A 19,200-nucleotide genomic window follows, 5' to 3' on the forward strand; every position below is an offset into this window, starting at 1 on the left:
CAGGAGGCCTCTTGAAAGTCTCTGCAAATCCGATTCTGCGTTTCAATTGACAGAATCTATCAATCTGAACGGATCATTCGATTATTCATTTCATCTGGCCCTAGCTAAAGTCGAGTGAAGATGTTCCACCCCGTCTTCACCCGCAGGAGCCAGCCATGAGCCAGTCCGATAACAACAGTCCCAAGTGCCCGTATCACACCGCTCCGTCGCCGGCAGAAGGCGCCCAGCAGCAGCGTGAGCTGAGCACGACGCCGAAGCAGAAGCACGGCGACGATCCGGTCACGCCGATGACCACGACCTTCGGCGCACCGGTGGTGGACAACCAGAACAGCAAGACCGCTGGCCCGCGCGGCCCGCTGCTGATGGAAGACGTGTGGCTGCTGGAAAAGCTGGCCAACCTCAACCGCGAGATCATTCCCGAGCGCCGCATGCATGCCAAGGGATCGGGTGCGTTCGGTACCTTCACCGTCACCCACGACATCAGCAAGTACACCCGCGCCAAACTGTTCGAGAAGGTGGGCAAGCAGACCGAGATGTTCGCGCGCTTCACCACGGTGGCCGGCGAGCGTGGTGCCGCCGACGCCGAGCGTGACATCCGCGGCTTCGCACTGAAGTTCTACACCGAAGAAGGCAACTGGGACCTGGTCGGCAACAACACGCCGGTGTTCTTCCTGCGCGACCCGCGCAAGTTCGCCGACCTCAACAAAGCGGTCAAGCGCGACCCGCACACCAACCTGCGCAGCGCGCGCAACAACTGGGACTTCTGGACGCTGCTGCCCGAAGCCCTGCTGCAAGTGACCGTGGTGATGAGCGACCGCGGCATTCCGCGCAGCTTCCGCCACATGCATGGTTTCGGCTCGCACACCTACAGCTTCACCAACGCCGACAGCGAGCGCTTCTGGGTCAAGTTCCACTTTGTCAGCCAGCAGGGCATCGAATCGCTGACCGACGCGCAGGCGCAGATCCTGGTCGGCCATGACCGCGAAAGCCACGGCCGCGACCTGTTCGACGCGATCGAGAAGGGCGACTTCCCGAAGTGGAAGCTGTTCATCCAGGTCATGCCGGAGCTGGAGGCGGAAACCTACCGCATCCATCCGTTCGACCTGACCAAGGTATGGCCGAAGAGCGACTACCCGCTGATCGAAGTGGGCCAGTTCGAACTGAACCGCAACCCGGTCAACTGGTACCAGGACGTGGAGCAGTCGGCGTTCGCACCGAGCAACCTGGTGCCGGGCATCGGCCCGTCGCCGGACAAGATGCTGCAGGCACGCCTGTTCGCCTATTCCGATGCGCAGCGCTACCGGCTGGGCGTGAACCACCACCAGATTCCGGTGAACGCCGCACGCTGCCCGGTGCACAGCAATCACCGCGATGGTGCAATGCGCGTGGATGGCAACTACGGCGGCCTGCCGCATTACGAACCGAACAGCTATGGCCAGTGGCAGGAACAGCCGCAGTACCGCGAACCGCCGATGAAGATCCGCGGCGACGCCGACTTCTGGAACTTCCGTGAGGACGACGCCGACTACTTCAGCCAGCCCGGTGCGCTGTTCCGCAGCTACAACCAGGCACAGAAGGACCGCCTGTTCGCCAACACCGCCCGCGCCCTGGGTGATGCACCGGACTTCATCAAGCAGCGCCACATCGACAACTGCAGCAAGGCCGACCCGGCCTACGGTGCCGGCGTCGCCGCAGCCCTCAAGGCGCTGGCCAGCCAGCCATCGGATCCGTTCAAGCCGGCGCAACCGGAAGCGGACTTCCCTGCCGCGACCCCGGGCGCGGAAGACATCGAGCTCTGATCGCCCTGCCCCGTGTACGGCACGCCGCCTCCCCCGTGAGGCGGCGTCGCCGTTTTAACGGTCCGCGTCGTACCTTCTGCACGCCTCACCCCAATCAAGGAATCCGCAGATGAGCCTGACCGATGAACTTCTCGCCAAACTGCAGGGCGCGCCGCTGCAGCAGGTCTCCCAGCAGCTCGGCATCAGCAATACCCAGGCCTCCGGTGCGATCAGCGCCGCACTGCCGGTGCTGATGGGCGCACTGGGCAACAACGCCTCGCAGCCACAGGGCGCACAGGCGCTGCTCGGCGCACTGCAGAACAACCACAGCGGCCTGGACCTGGGCAGCGTGCTCGGCTCGGTACTGGGCGGCGGTGGCGGTGGTGCCGCCAGCGATGGCGCCGGCATCCTCGGCCACATCTTCGGCGGCAGCCAGCAGAAGGTCGAAAGCGGGCTGGCGCAGGCTACCCAGCTGGACAGCGGCCGCACCAGCCAGTTGCTGCAGATCCTCGCACCGATCGTGATGGCCTTCCTCGCCCAGCGTCTCGGTGGCGGCCAGGCCGATGCCGGCTCGCTCAGCCAGGCGCTTGGCCAGGAAAAGCAGCACGTGCAGCAACAGGGTGGTCCTGCCGGTGGCCTGCTCGGCAGCCTGCTGGACCAGGACGGTGACGGCCAGCTCGGTGTGGGCGATCTGCTGAAGATCGGCGGCAGCCTGCTCGGCGGCAAGCGCTGACGCCTGCGGGCGCCGGACCTGGTCCGGCGCCGCATCATTTACAGCGCGTCAATATCGCCCAGCGCGCGGATCAACCGGCGCGCGCGCTTGTCCGGCTTGTGCTCCGGCGGCTGGAACCCATCGCGCGCGGCGATGCGCAGCGCACGCTGTTCGGCACGACGCGCCTTGGAGGCCTCGCTCTCGGCATACAGCTGCTGCGCTGTCGCTGCGGGCCCGCGCTGATCGCTCAGGCCGAGCACCTGGACCTCGAAATGCTCTTCACCACGGTCGACCTGAAGCTGCTCGCCCACGCGCACCGCGCGTGAGGATTTCGGACGCTGCCCGGCAACGCTGACCTTGCCGGTCTCGATCGCCTGCTTGGCCAGGCTGCGGGTCTTGAAGAAACGGGCCGCCCACAACCAGATGTCCAGGCGGACACTGGGTGACAGCGGGGAAAGCTCGGGCATGGGGGCAGGCTACTCCAGTGGCTTGTTGAGGGGACGCGGGTTGTCCGGGTCGGCCCGGCAGCCGGTGCCGCCGATCAGTGGCCGCACTCCTGAGGCCAGGTCCTGGCGCTGGCTGCCGACCAGACACTCGGGACGGTCGGTTGGCCGGATCTGGGTATCACCCAGCCGGTCGTCCATCGAACATGCGGCCAATCCGACGCTGATCAAGGCCAGCGCCAGCCTCCGCTCCACCTGCAGTCGTTGATGCATTGCCACATCCCGCAAACCGGCTTGGTGCTAGTGTGCGCCTCCCGGGATTCGATCACCACTCCATGGCCAAGGCACCGCTTGACCTGACCTCCGGCCCGATCGGGCGCAATCTCCTGTTGTTCTCCCTGCCGATCCTGGCGGGCAACATCGCGCAGTCGCTGAACGGCTCGGTAAACGCGGTCTGGGTCGGGCGCTTCCTCGGCGAGGCGGCACTGACCGCCACCGCGAACGCCAACAACATCATGTTCTTCCTGATCGGCTCGGTGTTCGGTTTCGGCATGGCCTCCACCATCCTGATCGGCCAGGCGATCGGCGCGCGCGACATCGCGCAGGCGCGGCGCGTGGTCGGCACCAGCGCCACCTTCTTCATCGGCCTGTCGGTGATCATCGCCCTCGCCGGCTGGTTCATGGCCCATCCGCTGCTGGCGGCGATGGGCACGCCGGCTGCTTCGCTGCCATTGGCGGAGGCCTACCTGCAGATCATCTTCCTGGCGATGCCGACGCTGTACGCGTTCGCCTTCCTCACCGCCGCGCTGCGCGGTGCCGGTGATTCGCGCACGCCATTCCGTTTCCTGATGGTGTCGGTGGCGCTGGACATCGTGCTGAACCCGGTACTGATCTTCGGCGTGGGGCCGTTCCCTGCGCTGGGTATCGCCGGCTCGGCGTGGGCCACGCTGGTCGCGCAGACGCTGTCGCTGGCCGGCCTGCTGCTGTACATGCGGCACAAGCGCCACACCCTGTGGCTGGGCCGCGCCGACATGCGCCTGTTCAAGCTCGACATGACCATCCTCAAGGCGCTGGTGGTCAAGGGCGTGCCGATGGGCCTGCAGATGGTGCTGATCTCGCTGTCGGTGATCCTGCTGATGACCATGGTCAACCAGTACGGGACCGACACCGGCGCGGGCTACGGCGCTGCCCTGCAACTGTGGAACTACCTGCAGATGCCAGCGATGGCGATCGGTGCAGCGTGCTCTTCGATGGCCGCACAGAACGTGGGGGCGCAGCGCTGGGACCGCGTGCGCGGCACCGCGCGCCAAGGCGTGCTGTTCAACTTCCTGCTGACCGGCGCGTTGATCCTGCCGCTGGTGGTGTTCGATCGCCAGCTGCTGGCGCTGTTCCTGCCACCGGCCAGCCAGGCGCTGGAGATCGCGCGCCACCTCAACCACGTAGTGATCGGCTCGTTCCTGTTCTTCGGCGTCAGCTTCGTGATCTCCGGCGTGGTGCGCTCCACCGGCGCGGTGATTCCGCCGCTGCTGATCCTGGCCGGCTCGCTGTGGGGCGTGCGCGTGCCGTTCGCCGAACTGCTGCAGCCGTACTGGGGCGCCGATGCGATCTGGTGGAGCTTCCCGGTCAGCTCGCTGGTGTCGATGCTGCTGTCGCTGGCGTATTACCGCTGGGGTGGCTGGCGCAAGGCGAAGATGATGGGCAAGCCCTCGCATGCCGAAGAACTGGCCACGCCCTCTGAGATTCCCGCCTGCCCACCGTCGCCGGTGGCCGACCCGGATGCGGCACTGGAGCGGTAGTGCCGCCACGTTGAGGTGGGTGCGGACCGTTGGTCCGCACAGGCCTGTCAGCCGAGCATGGGCTCGGCTCTACAGAAGACGGTCAGCGCTTCTTCTTCGCCGCGTTGAACGTCGCCGCCGCGCGCAGCAGCGCCTTGAACGCAGCGGCATCCGGCATCGCGCCTTCATGGATGTCGATCGCACGCCGCGTGTTGCCGTCCAGGCTTGCGTTGAACAGCCCCTTTGGATCGGCCAGCGCCGCACCGTTGGCGAAGGTCAGCTTCACTGCCTGCTTGTAGGTCTCGCCGGTGCACAGGATGCCGTTGTGCTCCCACACCGGTGTACCCCGCCATTTCCGGGTTTCCTGCACGTCGGGCAGCGCTTCATGGATCAACGCACGCACGCGTGCCAGTGTTTCACCGCGCCAATCTGCCAACTCGGCGATGCGTGCATCGATCAACTCGGTGGCCGGTGTTCCGGCATCGGCCGGGTTGGGGGCATGCGTGGCCATCAGGAGCTCTCGTCGGGAAAGGAATGAGAAGGTCGGGGTTACATGCGCTCGCCGGGCAACGCGGCGGCCTGGCGCACCCAGTCGAGGAACTGTGCCTCATCCAGCAGGCCGTCCTGCGGGATGTGCAGGTAACGCGTATCGGCGCTCCTGGACGGCTCGGGCGGCACTGGCGCCAGTGCCGCGCCACGGAAGAACGCCACCTTGATGTAGCGGGTGAAGCAATGGAAGCCGAGAAACCACCCTTCGCCCGGCGCAACCGCATACATCGGCGAGTTCCACTTCACCGCCTTGTGCACCCCAGGTACGGCCTGCTCGATCAATGCATCCAGTCGCGCGCCGATCGGACGTTTCCAGTCCGGCATGGCGGCGATGTATGCCTGCACCGGCGCATCGCCCTCGCCCTTGGCGATCTGCGGGTTGCCACCGGACAGCAGCGTGGGCGCAGTGGAAGGTGCGGTTCGCTTGGCAGGCATCGCACGCTACGTCCATCGGGATGAAGCTGCAGCCTAGCGCGGGCCCGCCCGGTGGTCACGGCGCAGTGCGCCATCGGCTCAGCCCGCCTGCCGTGCGCGGAACCGGCGCCAGTCCGGCAGCTTGCGGTGGCGGCGCAGCGAGCGCATCAGCGCTGCCATCACGATACCGAACAGCACGCCAGCCGACAGGCCGGCCACCAGCAACAGCGCCAGCGGGCGCTCGCTGCCCTGCCACAGCATCAGCCACATCAGCGCGGTCCAGAACACCCCGAACAGCAGGCCCTGCACCAGCGCATTGGTGCCGAAGCCGGCCAGGATCGGTGGCGGCAGGGCAATGCCCAGGCGCCATAGCAGGCGGTGCAGCAGCGGCGCCGACTGCACGCGCGCCAGCCCCTTGCCGTCGAGAAAGCGCAGTGCCGACTGGATCACGGCGGGATAGCGCGGGTTGATGTCGCTCATCAGCTGATCGTGGCCGATGCGATGCCGGAAACGCAAACGGCCACCCGAAGGTGGCCGTCGCGGCAACAACCGAAGTTGTTTATCAGGCCTTGTCGGCCAGACGGGCAGCCTTGGCGGCAGCAGCGGCAGCCAGGTCTTCCTTGATGCGGGCAGCCTTGCCTTCCAGGCCACGCAGGTAGTACAGCTTGCCGGCGCGGACCTTACCACGACGCTTCACTTCGACCGAGTCGATGATGGCGCTGTGGGTCTGGAAAACGCGCTCGACGCCGTAGCCGTGCGAGATCTTGCGGACGGTGAACGAGGAGTTCAGGCCGGCATTCTTGGTGGCGATGACGACGCCTTCGTAGGCCTGCACGCGCTCGCGGCTGCCTTCCTTCACCTTCACATTGACGACAACGGTGTCGCCCTGGCTGAACTTCGGCAGTTCGCGGGTGATCTGGGCGGATTCGAATTCCGCGACGATGGACTTGTTCAGCTTGCTCATGGGTTACACCGATTCTTGTTCGGGTGGGCGTGTCGTATCGACAACGTGGGCTCATGCAGTCACCGGACTGTGCTGCACGTTTGTTTTGGGTACTGCGCGCGCCAACCGGGGCTGGCGGGAATTGGCCATGATAGCCGATAAAGCCAGCCCTGCGCTAGGGGCTGGCCTTCTGGTTCCGGGCCTGGCGGCCCTGCTCCAGCAGTTTGCGGTCGGCCTTGCCCAGTGCCTGTTCATCCAGCAGGTCCGGGCGCCGCTGGGCGGTCCGGAGCAGCGACTGCTGGCGGCGCCAGGCGGCGATGGCCGCGTGGTTGCCCGAGCGCAGCACCTCCGGCACGTCCCCCAGCGGGTGCTGGGCCGGCTGGCTGTAATGCGGGCAGTCGAGCAGGCCGAGGTCGCCCTCGAAGCTGTCCTGCGCCGCCGACTCCGCATCGTTCAGGGCACCGTCCTGCAGGCGGGCCACGGCGTCGATGATCACCGCCGCGCCCAGCTCGCCCCCGGACAGCACGTAGTCGCCGAGGGAGATTTCCTCGTCGACATTGGCCTCCAGGAAACGCTCGTCGATGCCCTCGTAGCGGCCACAGAGCAGGACCATGCGCGGCAGCGCCGCCAGTTCCCGCACCTTGGCCTGGGTCAACGGCGCGCCCTGCGGACTGAGGTAGATCACCCGCGCCGGGGTGGGATCGGCCTCTCGGATCGCCTGCAGGCAGGCCTGCAGCGGCTCGATCAGCATCACCATGCCCGGACCGCCGCCGAACGGACGGTCGTCCACGCGGCGGTAGTTGCCTTCGGCGTAATCACGGGGATTCCAGCCATGCAGGCTGAACAGCCCCTTCTCCTGTGCACGCCCGACCACGCCCAACCCAGCGGACTGGGCGAGGAACTCGGGAAACAGGGTGATGACGTCGAAACGCATGCTCACACTCAGAACTCGGGATCCCAGTCGACCACGATCAGGTTGGCCTCGAAATCGACCGATTTGACGAAGTCGGGCTGCACGAACGGAATCATCCGCTCGCGGTCACCCCGGACCACAACCACGTCATTGGCGCCGGTGCTGAACAGGTGCGAGACCTGGCCCAGGGCGACGCCCTCGGTGGTCTTCACATCCAGGCCTTCCAGGTCCACCCAGTAATACTCATCGGGCTTCGGTGGCGGCAATGCACTGCGGGCCACGTAGATTTCGGTGCCGCGCATCGCTTCGACCACGTCGCGGTCCTCGACGCCCGGGAAACGGGCGACCAGGTGCTTGCCGCTGTCGCGGCCGCGCACACCTTCAACCGTGGTTTCCACGCCGGACGGGCTGCGCACGATCCACGGCTGGTAACGGAAAATGGCGGAACGTGGCTCGGTCCAGGACTCGAGCTTGATCTCGCCGCGCACACCAAAAGCGCCGACTACCCTGCCCAGCAGGATGCGGCGCTCGATATCTTTCATCTGCTTCAACCAAGAGGGCCACGCCGAAGCGTGGCCCGTCAGGATCAGGCCGCAGCGGCCTGGGACTTGGTCGCTTCCTTGATCAGGTTGCGGACCTTGTCGGTCGGCTGGGCGCCGTTCTTGACCCAATGGTCAACGCGGGCCAGGTCCAGCTCGATGCGCTTCTCGGCGCCCTGGGCGACCGGGTTGTAGAAGCCAACGCGCTCGATGTTGCGGCCGTCGCGCGCGCTGCGCACGTCGGTGACGATGATGTGGTAGAACGGACGCTTCTTGGCGCCGCCGCGGGTCAGTCGAATCTTGACCATGGTGTTTTTCCTATTGCCCAGTCGCCAGGATGGCGAGGTAAGCGGGCGATTATAGCGGCAGATCGCGGCCGGGCCAACCCCGGGGATGAACTCCCGGGGTCAGATCCCCTTTGCGGCGCAAAAGGGATCTGACCCCAATTTGTCCCAGGCCACCGCCGCCAGCACCGCCCTGCCCTGTTCAGCCAGCGCCTGGGAGCCGGCCAGGGCATGCCCGTCAATGGCCTCCAGCGCCCACAACCCGCTGGCGTTGCAGGCAAAAGCCGCCTTCACGCCGGCCAGATCGGCCAGCCGCAGCGGCTGAGTGGCCTGAGGCCCCGGCCAATGCTGCTTCAGCAGTGCCTCGGCAGTCCCGCGCAGGGCCGGCGCCTGCGGCCAGAGCAGCCGTTCACCATCGTGCACGGCCAGGTTCCAGGTGCTGCCTTCACTCACGTCGCCATCGGCGGTGACAAACAGCGCATCGTCGAATCCTTCCGCCATCGCCGCGCGACGCTCGGCGAACAGGCCGAAGGTGCCCACATGCTTGATCTGCGGCATCTCGCGCTGCCAGGCCACGCTGCGCACACGCTTGGAGGCGGTCAGCGTCATCGGCGCGGACACCGCCACCAGGACGTCCACCGGCACCGCCGCCAGCGGATTGCGGAAATCAAAACGGCGCGAGTACACGGTCACCCGCAGCGAGGCATCGGCCTGCCCTGACTGCTGCAATGCCTGCGCCATCCACGCCTGCACCTGCACCGTGTCCAGTTCGCTGCCGAACAGTTCGCGCGTAGCCTGTGACAGCCGCGCCAGATGCAGGCCTAGCCCCTGCACTGCACTACCACGCACCTGCAGCGAAGTGAAGTGGCCATAGTTCACCAGCGCCGGCAGCAGGTCTTCCACCTGTGCCGGCAGGCCGTTGCAGGTCAGCGTCATCGCAGCAATGCCTGCGCCTGTTCCCACATGCCGCGCAGCACGTCGGCGGCCGGCTGTGCCGGCGCCATCCATGCTGACTGCCCGGCCCAGGCCTGCATCGCCGCCAGACGATTTTCCTGTGCCGCTTGCCTGCGCATCGGGGCGGTCAGGCCGCGCTGCACCGGGTATGGACGCGGCGCGGGGGCGCCTTCTGTGGCAGCGGCGCGCACATAGGGCGTCGCCAGGCCACGGCCCAGGCGACCACTGAAGGCGCGGGTCGGCCAGGTGTCTTCCGGTTCGCTGGCGGCCAGCCCATCGGCCCACGCCGAAGCGATCGCCGCTTCCGGCGTGCGCAGGAAGGCGGTGCCGATCTGCACCGCACTGGCGCCCAAGGCGAGTGCGGCAGCGATACCACGGCCATCGGCGATGCCGCCGGCGGCAATCACCGGAATCTGCAGGTGATCGGCCAGGCGCGGCAGCAGCGCGAACAGGCCGACCAGCTGGCGCTCGGCCATCGCCGGATCGAAGGAACCACGATGGCCGCCGGCCTCCGCGCCCTGCGCCACCACCGCATCGGCACCGGCGTCCTGTGCCGCGCGCGCCTCGGACAAGGTGGTCGCGCACGCGATCCAGGCAATGCCTGCATCCTTCAACTGCTGCACGTGGCGCGGCAACAGCACGCCCATGATGGTCGAGGCCACCGCAGGACGCGCCGCCAGCAGTGCGGCAAACTGTTCCTCGAAGTCGGCCGGCGTGGCCTCGGCGGCGCTGGCCGGCACCTCCGGGCCCCATTGCGCCAGGAAGGCGCGGCTGGCGGCCTCGGCGGCAACGTCACGGGCCGGTACAGGGTCCGGCACCCACAGGTTCACCTGCGCCGGACCGCTGGAGGCTGCGCGGAAGTCATCCATCCAGCGACCGATATCGGCCGACGACGACAGCACCGCGCCCATTGCGCCCATGCTGCCGGCGTTGGCCAGCGCAGCCGACAACGGTACCGGGCAGGCACCAGCCATCGGTGCCAGCAGGATCGGAACGGAAACGCCAAAGCGCCGGCAGAACGCCTCGGCGCGGGAAGTGACAGCGGACATCTGCGTGGGAAGCCTATCGTTTCGGACAGGCCCCCATGGTGCGCGCTGGACGGGGCTGGCGTCGAGCTTGCCCGGCGGCCCGTTGCGCCGCCTTCGCGGCGCCGCCCGAGCGTGGGCCCGGGCGCTACATCAGATTGCGGACGGGGCCGTCATCAACGGAACGGCATGCCACGGCCGCCCATGGCGCCCATCATGCCCTTCATGCTGCGCAACATGCCCTTCATGCCACCGCCGGCCATCTTGCTCATCATCTTTTCCATCTGCATGTACTGCTTCATCAGCTTGTTGACGTCGGCCGGCGTCACGCCCGAGCCCTTGGCGATGCGCGCGCGGCGCGAGCCGTTGAGCAGGTTCGGATTGCGCCGTTCCTTCTTGGTCATCGAGCTGATGATGGCGATCATGCGCGGCACTTCCTTGCCCTGGCTGACCTGCTGCTTCAGATGGTCGGGGATGTTGCCCAGGCCCGGCAGCTTGTCCATCAGGCCGCCGATGCCGCCCATGTTCTGCATCTGCTCGAGCTGGTCACGCATGTCGTTCAGGTCGAATTTCTTGCCCTTGGCGACCTTCTCGGCCAGCTTGGCGGCCTTGTCCTTGTCGACCTGCTGCTCGACCTGCTCGACCAGCGACAGCACGTCGCCCATGTCGAGGATGCGGCTGGCGATACGGTCCGGGTGGAACACGTCCAGGCCTTCCGGCTTTTCACTGACACCGACGAACTTGATCGGCTTGCCGGTGATGTAGCGCACGCTCAGCGCGGCGCCGCCGCGGGCGTCACCGTCGGTCTTGGTCAGCACCACGCCGGTCAGCGGCAGGGCATCGCCGAAGGCCTTGGCGGTATTGGCCGCGTCCTGGCCGGTCATGGCGTCGACCACGAACAGCGTTTCGGCCGGATTCACCGCAGCGTGCAGGGCCTTGATCTCGGCCATCATCGCTTCGTCGATGGCCAGGCGGCCGGCGGTATCGACCAGCAGCACGTCGACGAACGACTTGCGTGCATCGTCGATGGCGGCGCGGACGATGGCTTCCGGCTTCTGGTCGGCGCTGGACGGGAAGAACAGCACGCCCACCTGCTCGGCCAGGGTTTTCAGCTGCTCGATCGCGGCCGGACGGTAGACGTCGGCCGAGACCACCATCACCTTCTTCTTGCGCTTTTCCTTCAGGTGCTTGGCCAGCTTGCCCACGGTGGTGGTCTTGCCGGCGCCCTGCAGGCCCGCCATCAGGATGATGGCCGGAGCGGGCACATTGAGGTTCAGGTCGCTGGCTTCAGCGCCCATCACCGCAGTCAGCTCGTCGCGCACGACCTTGATCAGCGCCTGGCCCGGGGTCAGCGACTTCAGCACTTCCTGGCCAACCGCGCGCACCTTGATGCGCTCGATCAGGGCCTGCACCACCGGCAGCGCAACGTCGGCTTCGAGCAGCGCGATGCGCACTTCGCGGGTCGCCTCGCGGATGTTCTCCTCGGTCAGGCGGCCGCGGCCACGCAGGCGCTCGATGGTGCCGGAAAGGCGCTGGGTCAGGGACTCGAACATGCGGCGCAACCTGTCTGAAAGCGGGGGACAATAAGGCAGACAGTATAACGGGTCTGGCTGTCTCCCCGGACTGCGGCCACGGGGCCGTCGCCAGCATCACGGGGGTATGCGAAACTGCAACGATGACAATCGTTCTCATCGCCGTCCTGCTCTACCTGGCTGCCAGTGCCCTGCTGGTGCGCGCGCTTGGCCGCGATGAGACGACCGGCTCCCCCATCTGGCTATGGCCGGCCCTGCCCGCCATGCTGCTGCACGGCGGCTACCACGTGATGGTGGCGATGCGCACCAACGGCGGGCCGGACATGCACTTCTTCGCCGCACTGTCGCTGGTCGGCCTGGGCATGGCCTGGCTGACTTCGCTGGTCGGCGCGCGCGGGCGGATGTCGGCGCTGGGCGTGGTGGTGTTCCCGCTGGCCGCCGTGCTGCTGCTGGCCTACCACGGTTACGGCCACGAACCGAGCAAGGTGCTGGGCTGGCGCCTGGCCAGCCACGCCTGGCTGGCCCTGCTGGCCTACGCCACGCTGAGCATCGCCGCGCTGCTGGCGATCATGCTGTGGCTGCAGGAACGCGCACTGCGCCGCCGCGAGTTCCGGCCTTGGCTGCGCGCGCTACCGCCGCTGGCCGACCTGGAATCACTGCTGTTCCGGGTGATCACCGTCGGCTTCGCGCTGCTGACCCTCACCCTGGTCACCGGGGTGCTGTTCGTCGACGACCTGCTGGCGCAGAAGCTGGTGCACAAGACCGTGCTGAGCGTGCTGTCGTGGATCGTGTTCGGCGTGCTGCTGATCGGCCGCCGGCGCTACGGCTGGCGCGGCATGAAGGCGGTGCACTGGACGCTGGCGGCGATGCTGTTGCTGCTGCTGGCCTTCTTCGGCAGCCAGTTCGTGATCGAACTGGTGTTCGGGCATTCGCGATAGGCGGTGTGCCGACCAACGGTCGGCACCCACCGGCGCTACCGTCAAGGCTGGGCCAGGATCTTCCGCACCGAACGACCACTGTTGGTGACGATGTCATCAACCTGCCAGCATCCCTGCCCGTGGCGCACCATCGGCAGGCGGGTCAGGTAGGCCTTCTTCCACACCGAATAGCGCATCTCGACCTGGCCGGCGGAGGCCGAAGCCTCCTTCCAGCTGTAGCGCACCGGGGTTTCGATGTCACCGTCCTGCGCATCCAGCCACGGATCCGAATCGATGGTGCAGATGCCCTCTTCGCGCTGCTGGCAGGCGCGCTCTCCACGCAGTGCCTTGCCGAAGGCAGGGCTGACCAGCGCCGGGGGTGGCTCCAGCAGATCACCATCGCCCGTCGTTGCCTGGTAGAAGGCGCGGGCCACCGCCTCTGGTTCCTGGCAGGCGGGTGACGCCTGCACGGCAGGGGCCAGCAGCAGCCCGGCGATCATCAACATCCCTGTCTTTCGCATGTATTTTTCCCTGAGGTAGTGCCGGCCGCTGGCCGGCAATACAGGATCTCCCGGTGCTGCCGGCCAGCGGCCGGCACTACCCGATATCCGGCCTACAACCCGTAACGCTCGATCACGTCCAGATGCGGCTGGCGATCCTGGTCACAGGCTTCAGCCAGGCGCAGCCAGCAATGCGGATGCGGCCACGTCGCGGTGTGCTGCTGCAGGAAGCGGTGCAGTGCCAGCGGTGCGTGGTCCTGCGGCTGGGCCACGGTGAACAGCAGGCCGGGCAGCGTACCCTCTTCCACATCGGGGTCGGTGACGGTGTAGTCCGGCCGGCTGTGTGACCACACCTTCCAGCCCTGTGCTTCGGCCGCCTCGACGAAGGCATTCCAGGCCTCTTCGCCCGGGTGCGCGCCATCGATCATCCAGCTGCGGGCGAAACCGCCGCGCTCCAGTACATGCACCTGCGCATAGGTCGGGATGAAATGCTCGCGTGCTTCCTCCTCCTCCGGGGCCGGATGCACCAGCGCGGCATCGAACACCACCCAGTCACCCACCTGCTGGGCGCGGTTGGACGGCGCGTTCTCGACGATGCGCGCGGTCACCGGACCGCTGCGACGGGCGTAGTACTCCATCGGTTCGCCGTTCTCTTCGCTGCGGATGATCACCCAGCCCCACGGCTCCTCGACCACGCCATCCTGGCTGGACAATTCCATGCCGATCGCCGCCGCCGAGCGGCGCACCGCGTCCCAGTCGCGCGCCGCGCTGGCTGCACTCATGTGGTCCCAATGCGCGGCATTGGGCTCCTCCAGCAGCTCCACCAGCTGTGCATAACAGGCCTGGGCCTCGCTGAAACGGCCGGTTTCCATGTACATGCGCGCCAGCGTGCCGCGCGCGCCGTGCGAGCCCGGAGACAGCTCCAGAAGCGATCGGGCCGCCTGCTCCAGCGCCGGCCAGTCGGACACGCGGCGTGCACGCTGCACCTCGCACCAGTGCGCGAACACCGGCACGCTGCCGCGATAGAGATCGGCCAGCTGGCGCAGTCCGTCGTCGTCGCCCTGTTCGGCCAGCCAGCGCATCAGCGTGTAGGCCGCGGGGCCATCGTGCTGGGTATGGCCGCGTACGAACCGCCACAGCAGCGACCGCGCCTCGGCCTGCGCGCCGCAGGCATTCAGCGCGGAGGCAGCCATCTCGGCAAGCGCCTCGTCATCGGGCAGCTCGGCATGCGCCTGCAGCAACCACTGCGCTTCGCGCTCGGGATCGCGCGACTGGTTCTGTTCGCCCTGCGCGTCCAGCCATGCCAGCAGCTCGCCCGCCGGCACCGGCAGCGGCGCGACGTCCGGCAATGCCTCGATGCGCGCGGCCAGGCCGGCCACCAGCGCCGCAGCACCCCGATCCTGGCGCAGCTGCGCCAGATGGGTGCGGGCCAGTTCCAGCTGCCGCAGTGCGACCCAGCGCGCGCCACGCTGCAGCGCCAGCTCCAGGCTCAGCGCCGCGACTTCGATCAGCAGGCGGTGCGAACCGACCCGTGCGAAGTGCTCGATGATGGTGTTGAAGCGCGTGCCCAGATCCCACGTATTGCGCGCGGGATCACGCTGGCACAGTGCTGCGGCGGTGTTTGCCCACAGCCGCCAGTAGTTCGGGGTCAGCTCGCTCCACGGCACCAGCTGCTGCAGCGCCTCTTCGTCGCGGCCCAGCTGGGCCAGCGCCCAGGCCTTGGACAAGCGACGCGGCACCGTGCAGTTGGCCGGTTCGTACTCCCCGGAGGCTGCCACTTCGGCCTCGCGCTTCTCGATCAGCGCCAGTGCCTCGTCGGCGCGGCCGACAGCGAGCAGGATCTTGATCTGCATCTCGGGGAAGCTGTCGAACACTTCCTTGCCACAGGCTTCCACGGCATCGGCCTGCACCTGCAGGTAATCCAGCGCCTCCTGGCCACGGCCATCATCGAGCAGCGCATCGGCCTTCTCGCAGCTCAGGCACTGGAAACAGGCCCAGCTCGGATCGATGCGGCCAAGGGTTTCGTCGCAGACCTCGATGCGCTCGGGCACCCAGCCCGGGCCATCGATGTTGCCGTAGCAGGCGGCCAGGTCCTGGGTCACGCAGATCGACTGCGGGCATTCCAGGGTGTCCTCGCGGTGCGCGCGCTCGAACAGCGCTACGGCTTCGCCGAGTGCGCTCTCGCCTTCCACGCGGTTGCCGACGCGGTTGCGCAGCGCCCAGTGGCCGACATAGACGTCAACCCAAGGGTTGTCCAGCGCCTTGCCCAGGGCGCGTGCTTCGGGCAGCAGGGCATCGACGCGGTCGATCTGCAGTTCACTGACCTCGTCGGCGAGACGGTTCAGCAGGTGCGCGTTCTGCGCCTGGCCGGCCTGGCGCAGGTCACCCTGCAGCTTTTCGACCCAGTTCCAGATGTCCATGGGGATAATTGCTCCTGTCTAGCGAAGGCTGGATGAGAGGGTGCGGTGCTCAGCGCAGCATCTGCTGCAGGGCACCGGCGATATCGGTGAAAGCACCATTGAGATCCGGGCCCGGCGTAGCGGTCGCGCGTGCCAGCGGGCGGCCCTGCGCGGCGACGATGACTTTCAGCGAGCGCAGCAGGCGGGCTGCGGCCTCGGCCTGTGGGTGGCCCTCGCGCTGGGCGCGCAGCAGTGCCTGCACCGCCGGGTTGTCGAGGTTGAGGTACAGCCGCGAGGGTGCGCGTGATTCGATGCGCGCGGTGAACTGGCGCGCCAGGCGCAGCGCGGCCATCGAGACGCGCTTGTCGTTCTCGTCGTCTTCCAGCCGCTGCTTCAGCTCGGCCTCGCGGTCGGGCACCACCACCACCGGCAGCGCCTCCGGGCTGAAACGTGCGGGCAGCAGCTGCTCGCCGTCGCCCAGCTGTTCGCGCAGCCACGCCAGCTGCGCCTCGTCGAGGCTGTCATCACTGCGGAACAGTGCGCGGTTGCCCTGCTCGGTGCCGAGCTCGACCAGGCGCAGGCCCTTGGCCTGGGCCCAGCGCCGCAGGAACGGCACCACCGCGTAGCGATGGCCATGCGCAACCGGTACGCCCATCGCGCGGAACAGCATCTCTTCAAAGCCGCCGCCGTTGTCGAGGATGACATGCACGGCACCGCGCGCCGGCAGCGCACTGGCCGGCAGGTCGCCCTGCGAGGTCGGTACCCGCACATGCTCCATCAGCAGTTCGAACAGGCGCTCATCGCACAGTGCCGCACCCAGCAGGGCCTCGTTGTGGCGGGTCAGCACGCGCCGCCAGGCTTCCGGTTGCTGCTTCGCAACGTCGGCCAGGCCGTCGATCAGCGCCTCCAGCAGTGCATGCTGCACCGCGCGGTACTGGTCATCGCGCTGCAGGTCTTCGCGGCTGGCGGTGGGCGTCAACCGCGAGGATTCGATCACTCCGCCGATGAATCCGGCCCACGGCGGCAACAGGTCGCGCGCGTCGTCATCCAGCAGCATCCCACGCACGAACACCGACAGGTTGCGGTTGTCGCTGGTGCCATAGGTGGCGCCATCCTGCACCCACAGCAGGCCAGTGGCATCGCTGTTGCCATCGGCGCGCAGCGGCACGGTGACGATCGGTTCGAAATCGTGCTCGAACCGCGCTGCGAACTGCAGCGCCTGCCGACGCGCCTGCACCGGATGCACGGCGACATCCCCCTGGCCGCGCCACGGCGGCGGCTCGGGATTGAGCGCCTCGCCCGCAGCACCGATGAAGATCGGCTCGGACAGCAACGCGCAGTAGCGGCCCAGCACCTCATGCAGGCGCGCCTCGTTGGCCAGCGGCAGAAAGTCCGGATGCAGCTCCAGCTCCACCTCGGTGCCGACCGCGCGTGCAGGCACTTCGCTGACGGTGTATTGCTCGGCGTTGCTGGACACGTACAGATGGCCCAGATCCGGCGCCTGGTACGAGGTGGTTCGCACACTGACCCGGCGCGCCAGCACGAAGGCCGACAGGAAGCCGAGGCCGAACATGCCGATCAGCCCTTCATCGTCCTCACCGCCCTGGCGCAGGCCACGGGTGTAGCCGACGCCGACGGTGGCCAGGTAATCGTGGATCTCCTGGCGGGTCAGGCCGGCCCCAGTATCGGTGATGCGCAGCACGCCGGCACCGGCATCAACCTGCACCGAAATGCGCGAAGGCACGTCAACACCGGGCTGCTCGATGCGGCGGCGGATGATCGAGTCATGCGCGTTCTGCACCAGCTCACGCAGCGCCACCACCGGGGTGGAATACAGGTGCTTGCCCAGCACCGTCATCAGTCCATTGAGATCGACCCCGGCGCGACGGATCTCGGCGTTGGGGGCGGTGAGTGCGGTGTCCTGCATGTAATCGTTTACTCCTGGGCACGGAAAGACGCCAGAGGGCGTCTTCGTCGAGCGGGAAAAACTAGCACAAGGAAGCTGACCGTTGCCGTGATTGACGTTTGTAGAGCCGGCCTCACGCCGCGTCGATGGCCTCGGACAGGCGTTCCACCGCGATCACCTCCATGCCTTTCACCGAACCGCCCTTGGGCGCATTGGCCTTGGGCACGATGGCGCGCTTGAAGCCATGGGTGGCGGCCTCGCGCAGGCGGTCTTCGCCATTGGGCACCGGGCGGATCTCGCCGGACAGGCCCACTTCACCGAAGGCGATGGTCTTCTCCGCCAGCGGCCGATCCTGCAGCGACGACAACACCGCCAGCAGCACCGGCAGATCGGCGGCAGTCTCCTGCACGCGGATGCCACCGACCACATTGACGAACACGTCCTGGTCGCCGACCAGTACGCCGCCATGGCGATGCAGCACCGCCAGCAGCATCGCCAGGCGGTTCTGCTCCAGGCCGACCGCGACACGGCGCGGGTTCGACAGCGGCGATGCATCGACCAGCGCCTGTACCTCCACCAGCAGCGGCCGTGTGCCCTCGCGGGTGACCATCACGCAGCTGCCCGGTTGGTGGGTGCTGCCGCCGGAGAGGAAGATCGCCGAGGGGTTGGAGACCTCCTTCAGGCCCTTGTCGCCCATCGCGAACACACCCAGCTCGTTGACCGCACCGAAGCGGTTCTTGAACGCGCGCAACAGGCGGAAGCGGCTGCCGCTCTCGCCCTCGAAGTACAGCACCGCGTCGACCATGTGTTCCAGCACGCGCGGGCCGGCGATGCCACCCTCCTTGGTCACGTGGCCGACCAGGAACACGGCAGTACCGGTCTCCTTGGCGAACCGCACCAGCCGCGCCGCACTCTCGCGGACCTGGCTGACCGAACCCGGCGCAGCGGTCAGGCTCTCGGTCCACAGGGTCTGCACCGAATCGGCCACGATCAGCCGCGGCCCAGCCCTGGAGGCATGCTGCAGGATCGACTCGACCCCGGTCTCGGCCAGCGCGTTGACCCCGTCCAGTGGCAGCTCCAGGCGGTGCGCGCGGCCGGCCACCTGGGCCAGCGACTCTTCACCGGTGACGTACAGCACCGGCAGTTCGGCCGCCATCTTCGCCACCGCCTGCAGCAGCAGCGTCGACTTGCCGATACCCGGGTCGCCGCCCACCAGCACCACCGCGCCTTCGACCAGGCCACCACCCAGCACGCGGTCGAACTCGCCGATGCCAGTGGAGACCCGGCGATGCTCGGTCTGCTCCACGTCCTTCAGCGCGGTGATCTTCGGCGGATCGATCTTGCCGGCCCAGCCCGCCCGCCGCGACGCCGGTGCCTTGGCCGCCGCCGCGCTCTCCAGCACGATTTCAGACAGCGAGTTCCAGGCGTTGCACTCCGTGCACTGGCCCTGCCATTTGCTGAATTCGGCGCCGCATTCATTGCAGACGTAGGCGGTGCGGGCTTTGGCCATCGGATGATTTCCAGCAACGGGAACAGGCGTGGCAGGATAGCCGAGCCCGGTCGCAGCTGCTGCGACCGCTCAAGTCCTGCCCACCCGCGCCGATAGGGGTCGCGGGC

The 19,200-nt window shown here is 67.5% G+C and carries 20 protein-coding genes; 4 read left to right on the forward strand and 16 right to left on the reverse strand.

Annotated elements, in window-relative coordinates; genetic code table 11:
* Positions 1-287: 287 nt before the first annotated feature.
* Together HMPREF3114_RS05115 and HMPREF3114_RS05120 are read left to right on the forward strand one after the other, a co-directional pair.
* Positions 288-1,799, forward strand: coding sequence for a catalase (locus tag HMPREF3114_RS05115; RefSeq protein WP_187143565.1), 1,512 nt, complete (start codon positions 288-290; stop codon positions 1,797-1,799).
* 109 nt (positions 1,800-1,908) lie between these two features.
* On the forward strand, positions 1,909-2,511 hold the full coding sequence (locus HMPREF3114_RS05120) for a DUF937 domain-containing protein (RefSeq protein ID WP_053498137.1): 603 nt from the start codon (positions 1,909-1,911) through the stop codon (positions 2,509-2,511).
* Positions 2,512-2,549: 38 nt separating this feature from the next.
* Here the strand turns inward: HMPREF3114_RS05120 and HMPREF3114_RS05125 are convergent, their stop codons facing one another.
* Both HMPREF3114_RS05125 and HMPREF3114_RS05130 read right to left on the reverse strand, forming a co-directional pair.
* Positions 2,550-2,957 carry an RNA-binding S4 domain-containing protein gene (locus HMPREF3114_RS05125; protein WP_005415742.1) on the reverse strand — a complete coding sequence of 136 codons (408 nt, stop codon included), beginning with the start codon at positions 2,955-2,957 and terminating at the stop codon, positions 2,550-2,552.
* A 9-nt stretch (positions 2,958-2,966) separates the two neighbouring features.
* Positions 2,967-3,206 carry a hypothetical protein gene (locus HMPREF3114_RS05130; protein WP_005415741.1) on the reverse strand — a complete coding sequence of 80 codons (240 nt, stop codon included), beginning with the start codon at positions 3,204-3,206 and terminating at the stop codon, positions 2,967-2,969.
* Positions 3,207-3,268: 62 nt separating this feature from the next.
* On the opposite strand from HMPREF3114_RS05130, the gene HMPREF3114_RS05135 reads away from it, so the two are divergent.
* Positions 3,269-4,729, forward strand: a complete 1,461-nt coding sequence (locus HMPREF3114_RS05135; RefSeq protein WP_070489267.1) for an MATE family efflux transporter — start codon at positions 3,269-3,271, stop codon at positions 4,727-4,729.
* A gap of 82 nt (positions 4,730-4,811) precedes the next feature.
* Here HMPREF3114_RS05135 and HMPREF3114_RS05140 read toward each other — a convergent pair whose 3' ends face one another.
* The 10 genes from HMPREF3114_RS05140 to ffh all read right to left on the reverse strand — a co-directional run bounded on the left by HMPREF3114_RS05140 (position 4,812) and on the right by ffh (position 11,882).
* Positions 4,812-5,219 (reverse strand): DUF1801 domain-containing protein, encoded by a 408-nt coding sequence (locus tag HMPREF3114_RS05140; RefSeq protein WP_070489269.1) that lies wholly within the window; start codon positions 5,217-5,219, stop codon positions 4,812-4,814.
* A gap of 38 nt (positions 5,220-5,257) precedes the next feature.
* Positions 5,258-5,692 carry a DUF1801 domain-containing protein gene (locus HMPREF3114_RS05145; protein ID WP_070489271.1) on the reverse strand — a complete coding sequence of 145 codons (435 nt, stop codon included), beginning with the start codon at positions 5,690-5,692 and terminating at the stop codon, positions 5,258-5,260.
* Positions 5,693-5,770: 78 nt separating this feature from the next.
* On the reverse strand, positions 5,771-6,151 hold the full coding sequence (locus HMPREF3114_RS05150) for a DUF6404 family protein (protein ID WP_070489273.1): 381 nt from the start codon (positions 6,149-6,151) through the stop codon (positions 5,771-5,773).
* 82 nt (positions 6,152-6,233) lie between these two features.
* Positions 6,234-6,635 carry a 50S ribosomal protein L19 gene (gene rplS, locus HMPREF3114_RS05155; protein ID WP_005415736.1) on the reverse strand — a complete coding sequence of 134 codons (402 nt, stop codon included), beginning with the start codon at positions 6,633-6,635 and terminating at the stop codon, positions 6,234-6,236.
* A 154-nt stretch (positions 6,636-6,789) separates the two neighbouring features.
* Positions 6,790-7,548, reverse strand: a complete 759-nt coding sequence (gene trmD / locus HMPREF3114_RS05160; protein WP_005415735.1) for a tRNA (guanosine(37)-N1)-methyltransferase TrmD — start codon at positions 7,546-7,548, stop codon at positions 6,790-6,792.
* A gap of 8 nt (positions 7,549-7,556) precedes the next feature.
* Positions 7,557-8,069 (reverse strand): ribosome maturation factor RimM, encoded by a 513-nt coding sequence (gene rimM, locus HMPREF3114_RS05165; RefSeq protein WP_005415734.1) that lies wholly within the window; start codon positions 8,067-8,069, stop codon positions 7,557-7,559.
* A gap of 44 nt (positions 8,070-8,113) precedes the next feature.
* A complete protein-coding gene (gene rpsP, locus HMPREF3114_RS05170) occupies positions 8,114-8,374 on the reverse strand; it encodes a 30S ribosomal protein S16 (RefSeq protein ID WP_005415733.1) in 261 nt (86 codons plus the stop codon).
* 99 nt (positions 8,375-8,473) lie between these two features.
* Positions 8,474-9,286 carry an aminotransferase class IV family protein gene (locus HMPREF3114_RS05175; protein WP_070489275.1) on the reverse strand — a complete coding sequence of 271 codons (813 nt, stop codon included), beginning with the start codon at positions 9,284-9,286 and terminating at the stop codon, positions 8,474-8,476.
* On the reverse strand, positions 9,283-10,353 hold the full coding sequence (locus HMPREF3114_RS05180; protein WP_070489277.1) for an NAD(P)H-dependent flavin oxidoreductase: 1,071 nt from the start codon (positions 10,351-10,353) through the stop codon (positions 9,283-9,285). Before HMPREF3114_RS05180 ends, HMPREF3114_RS05175 begins: the two co-directional genes overlap by 4 nt.
* A gap of 152 nt (positions 10,354-10,505) precedes the next feature.
* A complete protein-coding gene (gene ffh, locus HMPREF3114_RS05185; protein WP_005408591.1) occupies positions 10,506-11,882 on the reverse strand; it encodes a signal recognition particle protein in 1,377 nt (458 codons plus the stop codon).
* A gap of 122 nt (positions 11,883-12,004) precedes the next feature.
* Between ffh and ccsA the strand changes: the two genes are divergently transcribed.
* Entirely contained in the window at positions 12,005-12,799 is a 795-nt protein-coding gene (ccsA, locus tag HMPREF3114_RS05190; protein WP_005415730.1) for a cytochrome C assembly family protein, read from the forward strand.
* Between the two features lie 41 nt (positions 12,800-12,840).
* Here ccsA and HMPREF3114_RS05195 read toward each other — a convergent pair whose 3' ends face one another.
* From HMPREF3114_RS05195 to radA, 4 genes are all read right to left on the reverse strand, one after another.
* Positions 12,841-13,299, reverse strand: coding sequence for a YqhG/Tai3 family protein (locus HMPREF3114_RS05195; RefSeq protein ID WP_070489279.1), 459 nt, complete (start codon positions 13,297-13,299; stop codon positions 12,841-12,843).
* A gap of 92 nt (positions 13,300-13,391) precedes the next feature.
* Entirely contained in the window at positions 13,392-15,698 is a 2,307-nt protein-coding gene (locus HMPREF3114_RS05200; protein WP_070489281.1) for a tetratricopeptide repeat protein, read from the reverse strand.
* 49 nt (positions 15,699-15,747) lie between these two features.
* On the reverse strand, positions 15,748-17,604 hold the full coding sequence (locus tag HMPREF3114_RS05205; RefSeq protein ID WP_053498505.1) for an ATP-binding protein: 1,857 nt from the start codon (positions 17,602-17,604) through the stop codon (positions 15,748-15,750).
* Between the two features lie 112 nt (positions 17,605-17,716).
* On the reverse strand, positions 17,717-19,093 hold the full coding sequence (gene radA / locus HMPREF3114_RS05210; RefSeq protein WP_005408586.1) for a DNA repair protein RadA: 1,377 nt from the start codon (positions 19,091-19,093) through the stop codon (positions 17,717-17,719).
* Between the last annotated feature and the right edge of the window lie 107 nt (positions 19,094-19,200).

Origin of the sequence: Stenotrophomonas sp. HMSC10F07 (genome assembly GCF_001807895.1) — a bacterium.
Lineage (GTDB): Bacteria > Pseudomonadota > Gammaproteobacteria > Xanthomonadales > Xanthomonadaceae > Stenotrophomonas > Stenotrophomonas sepilia.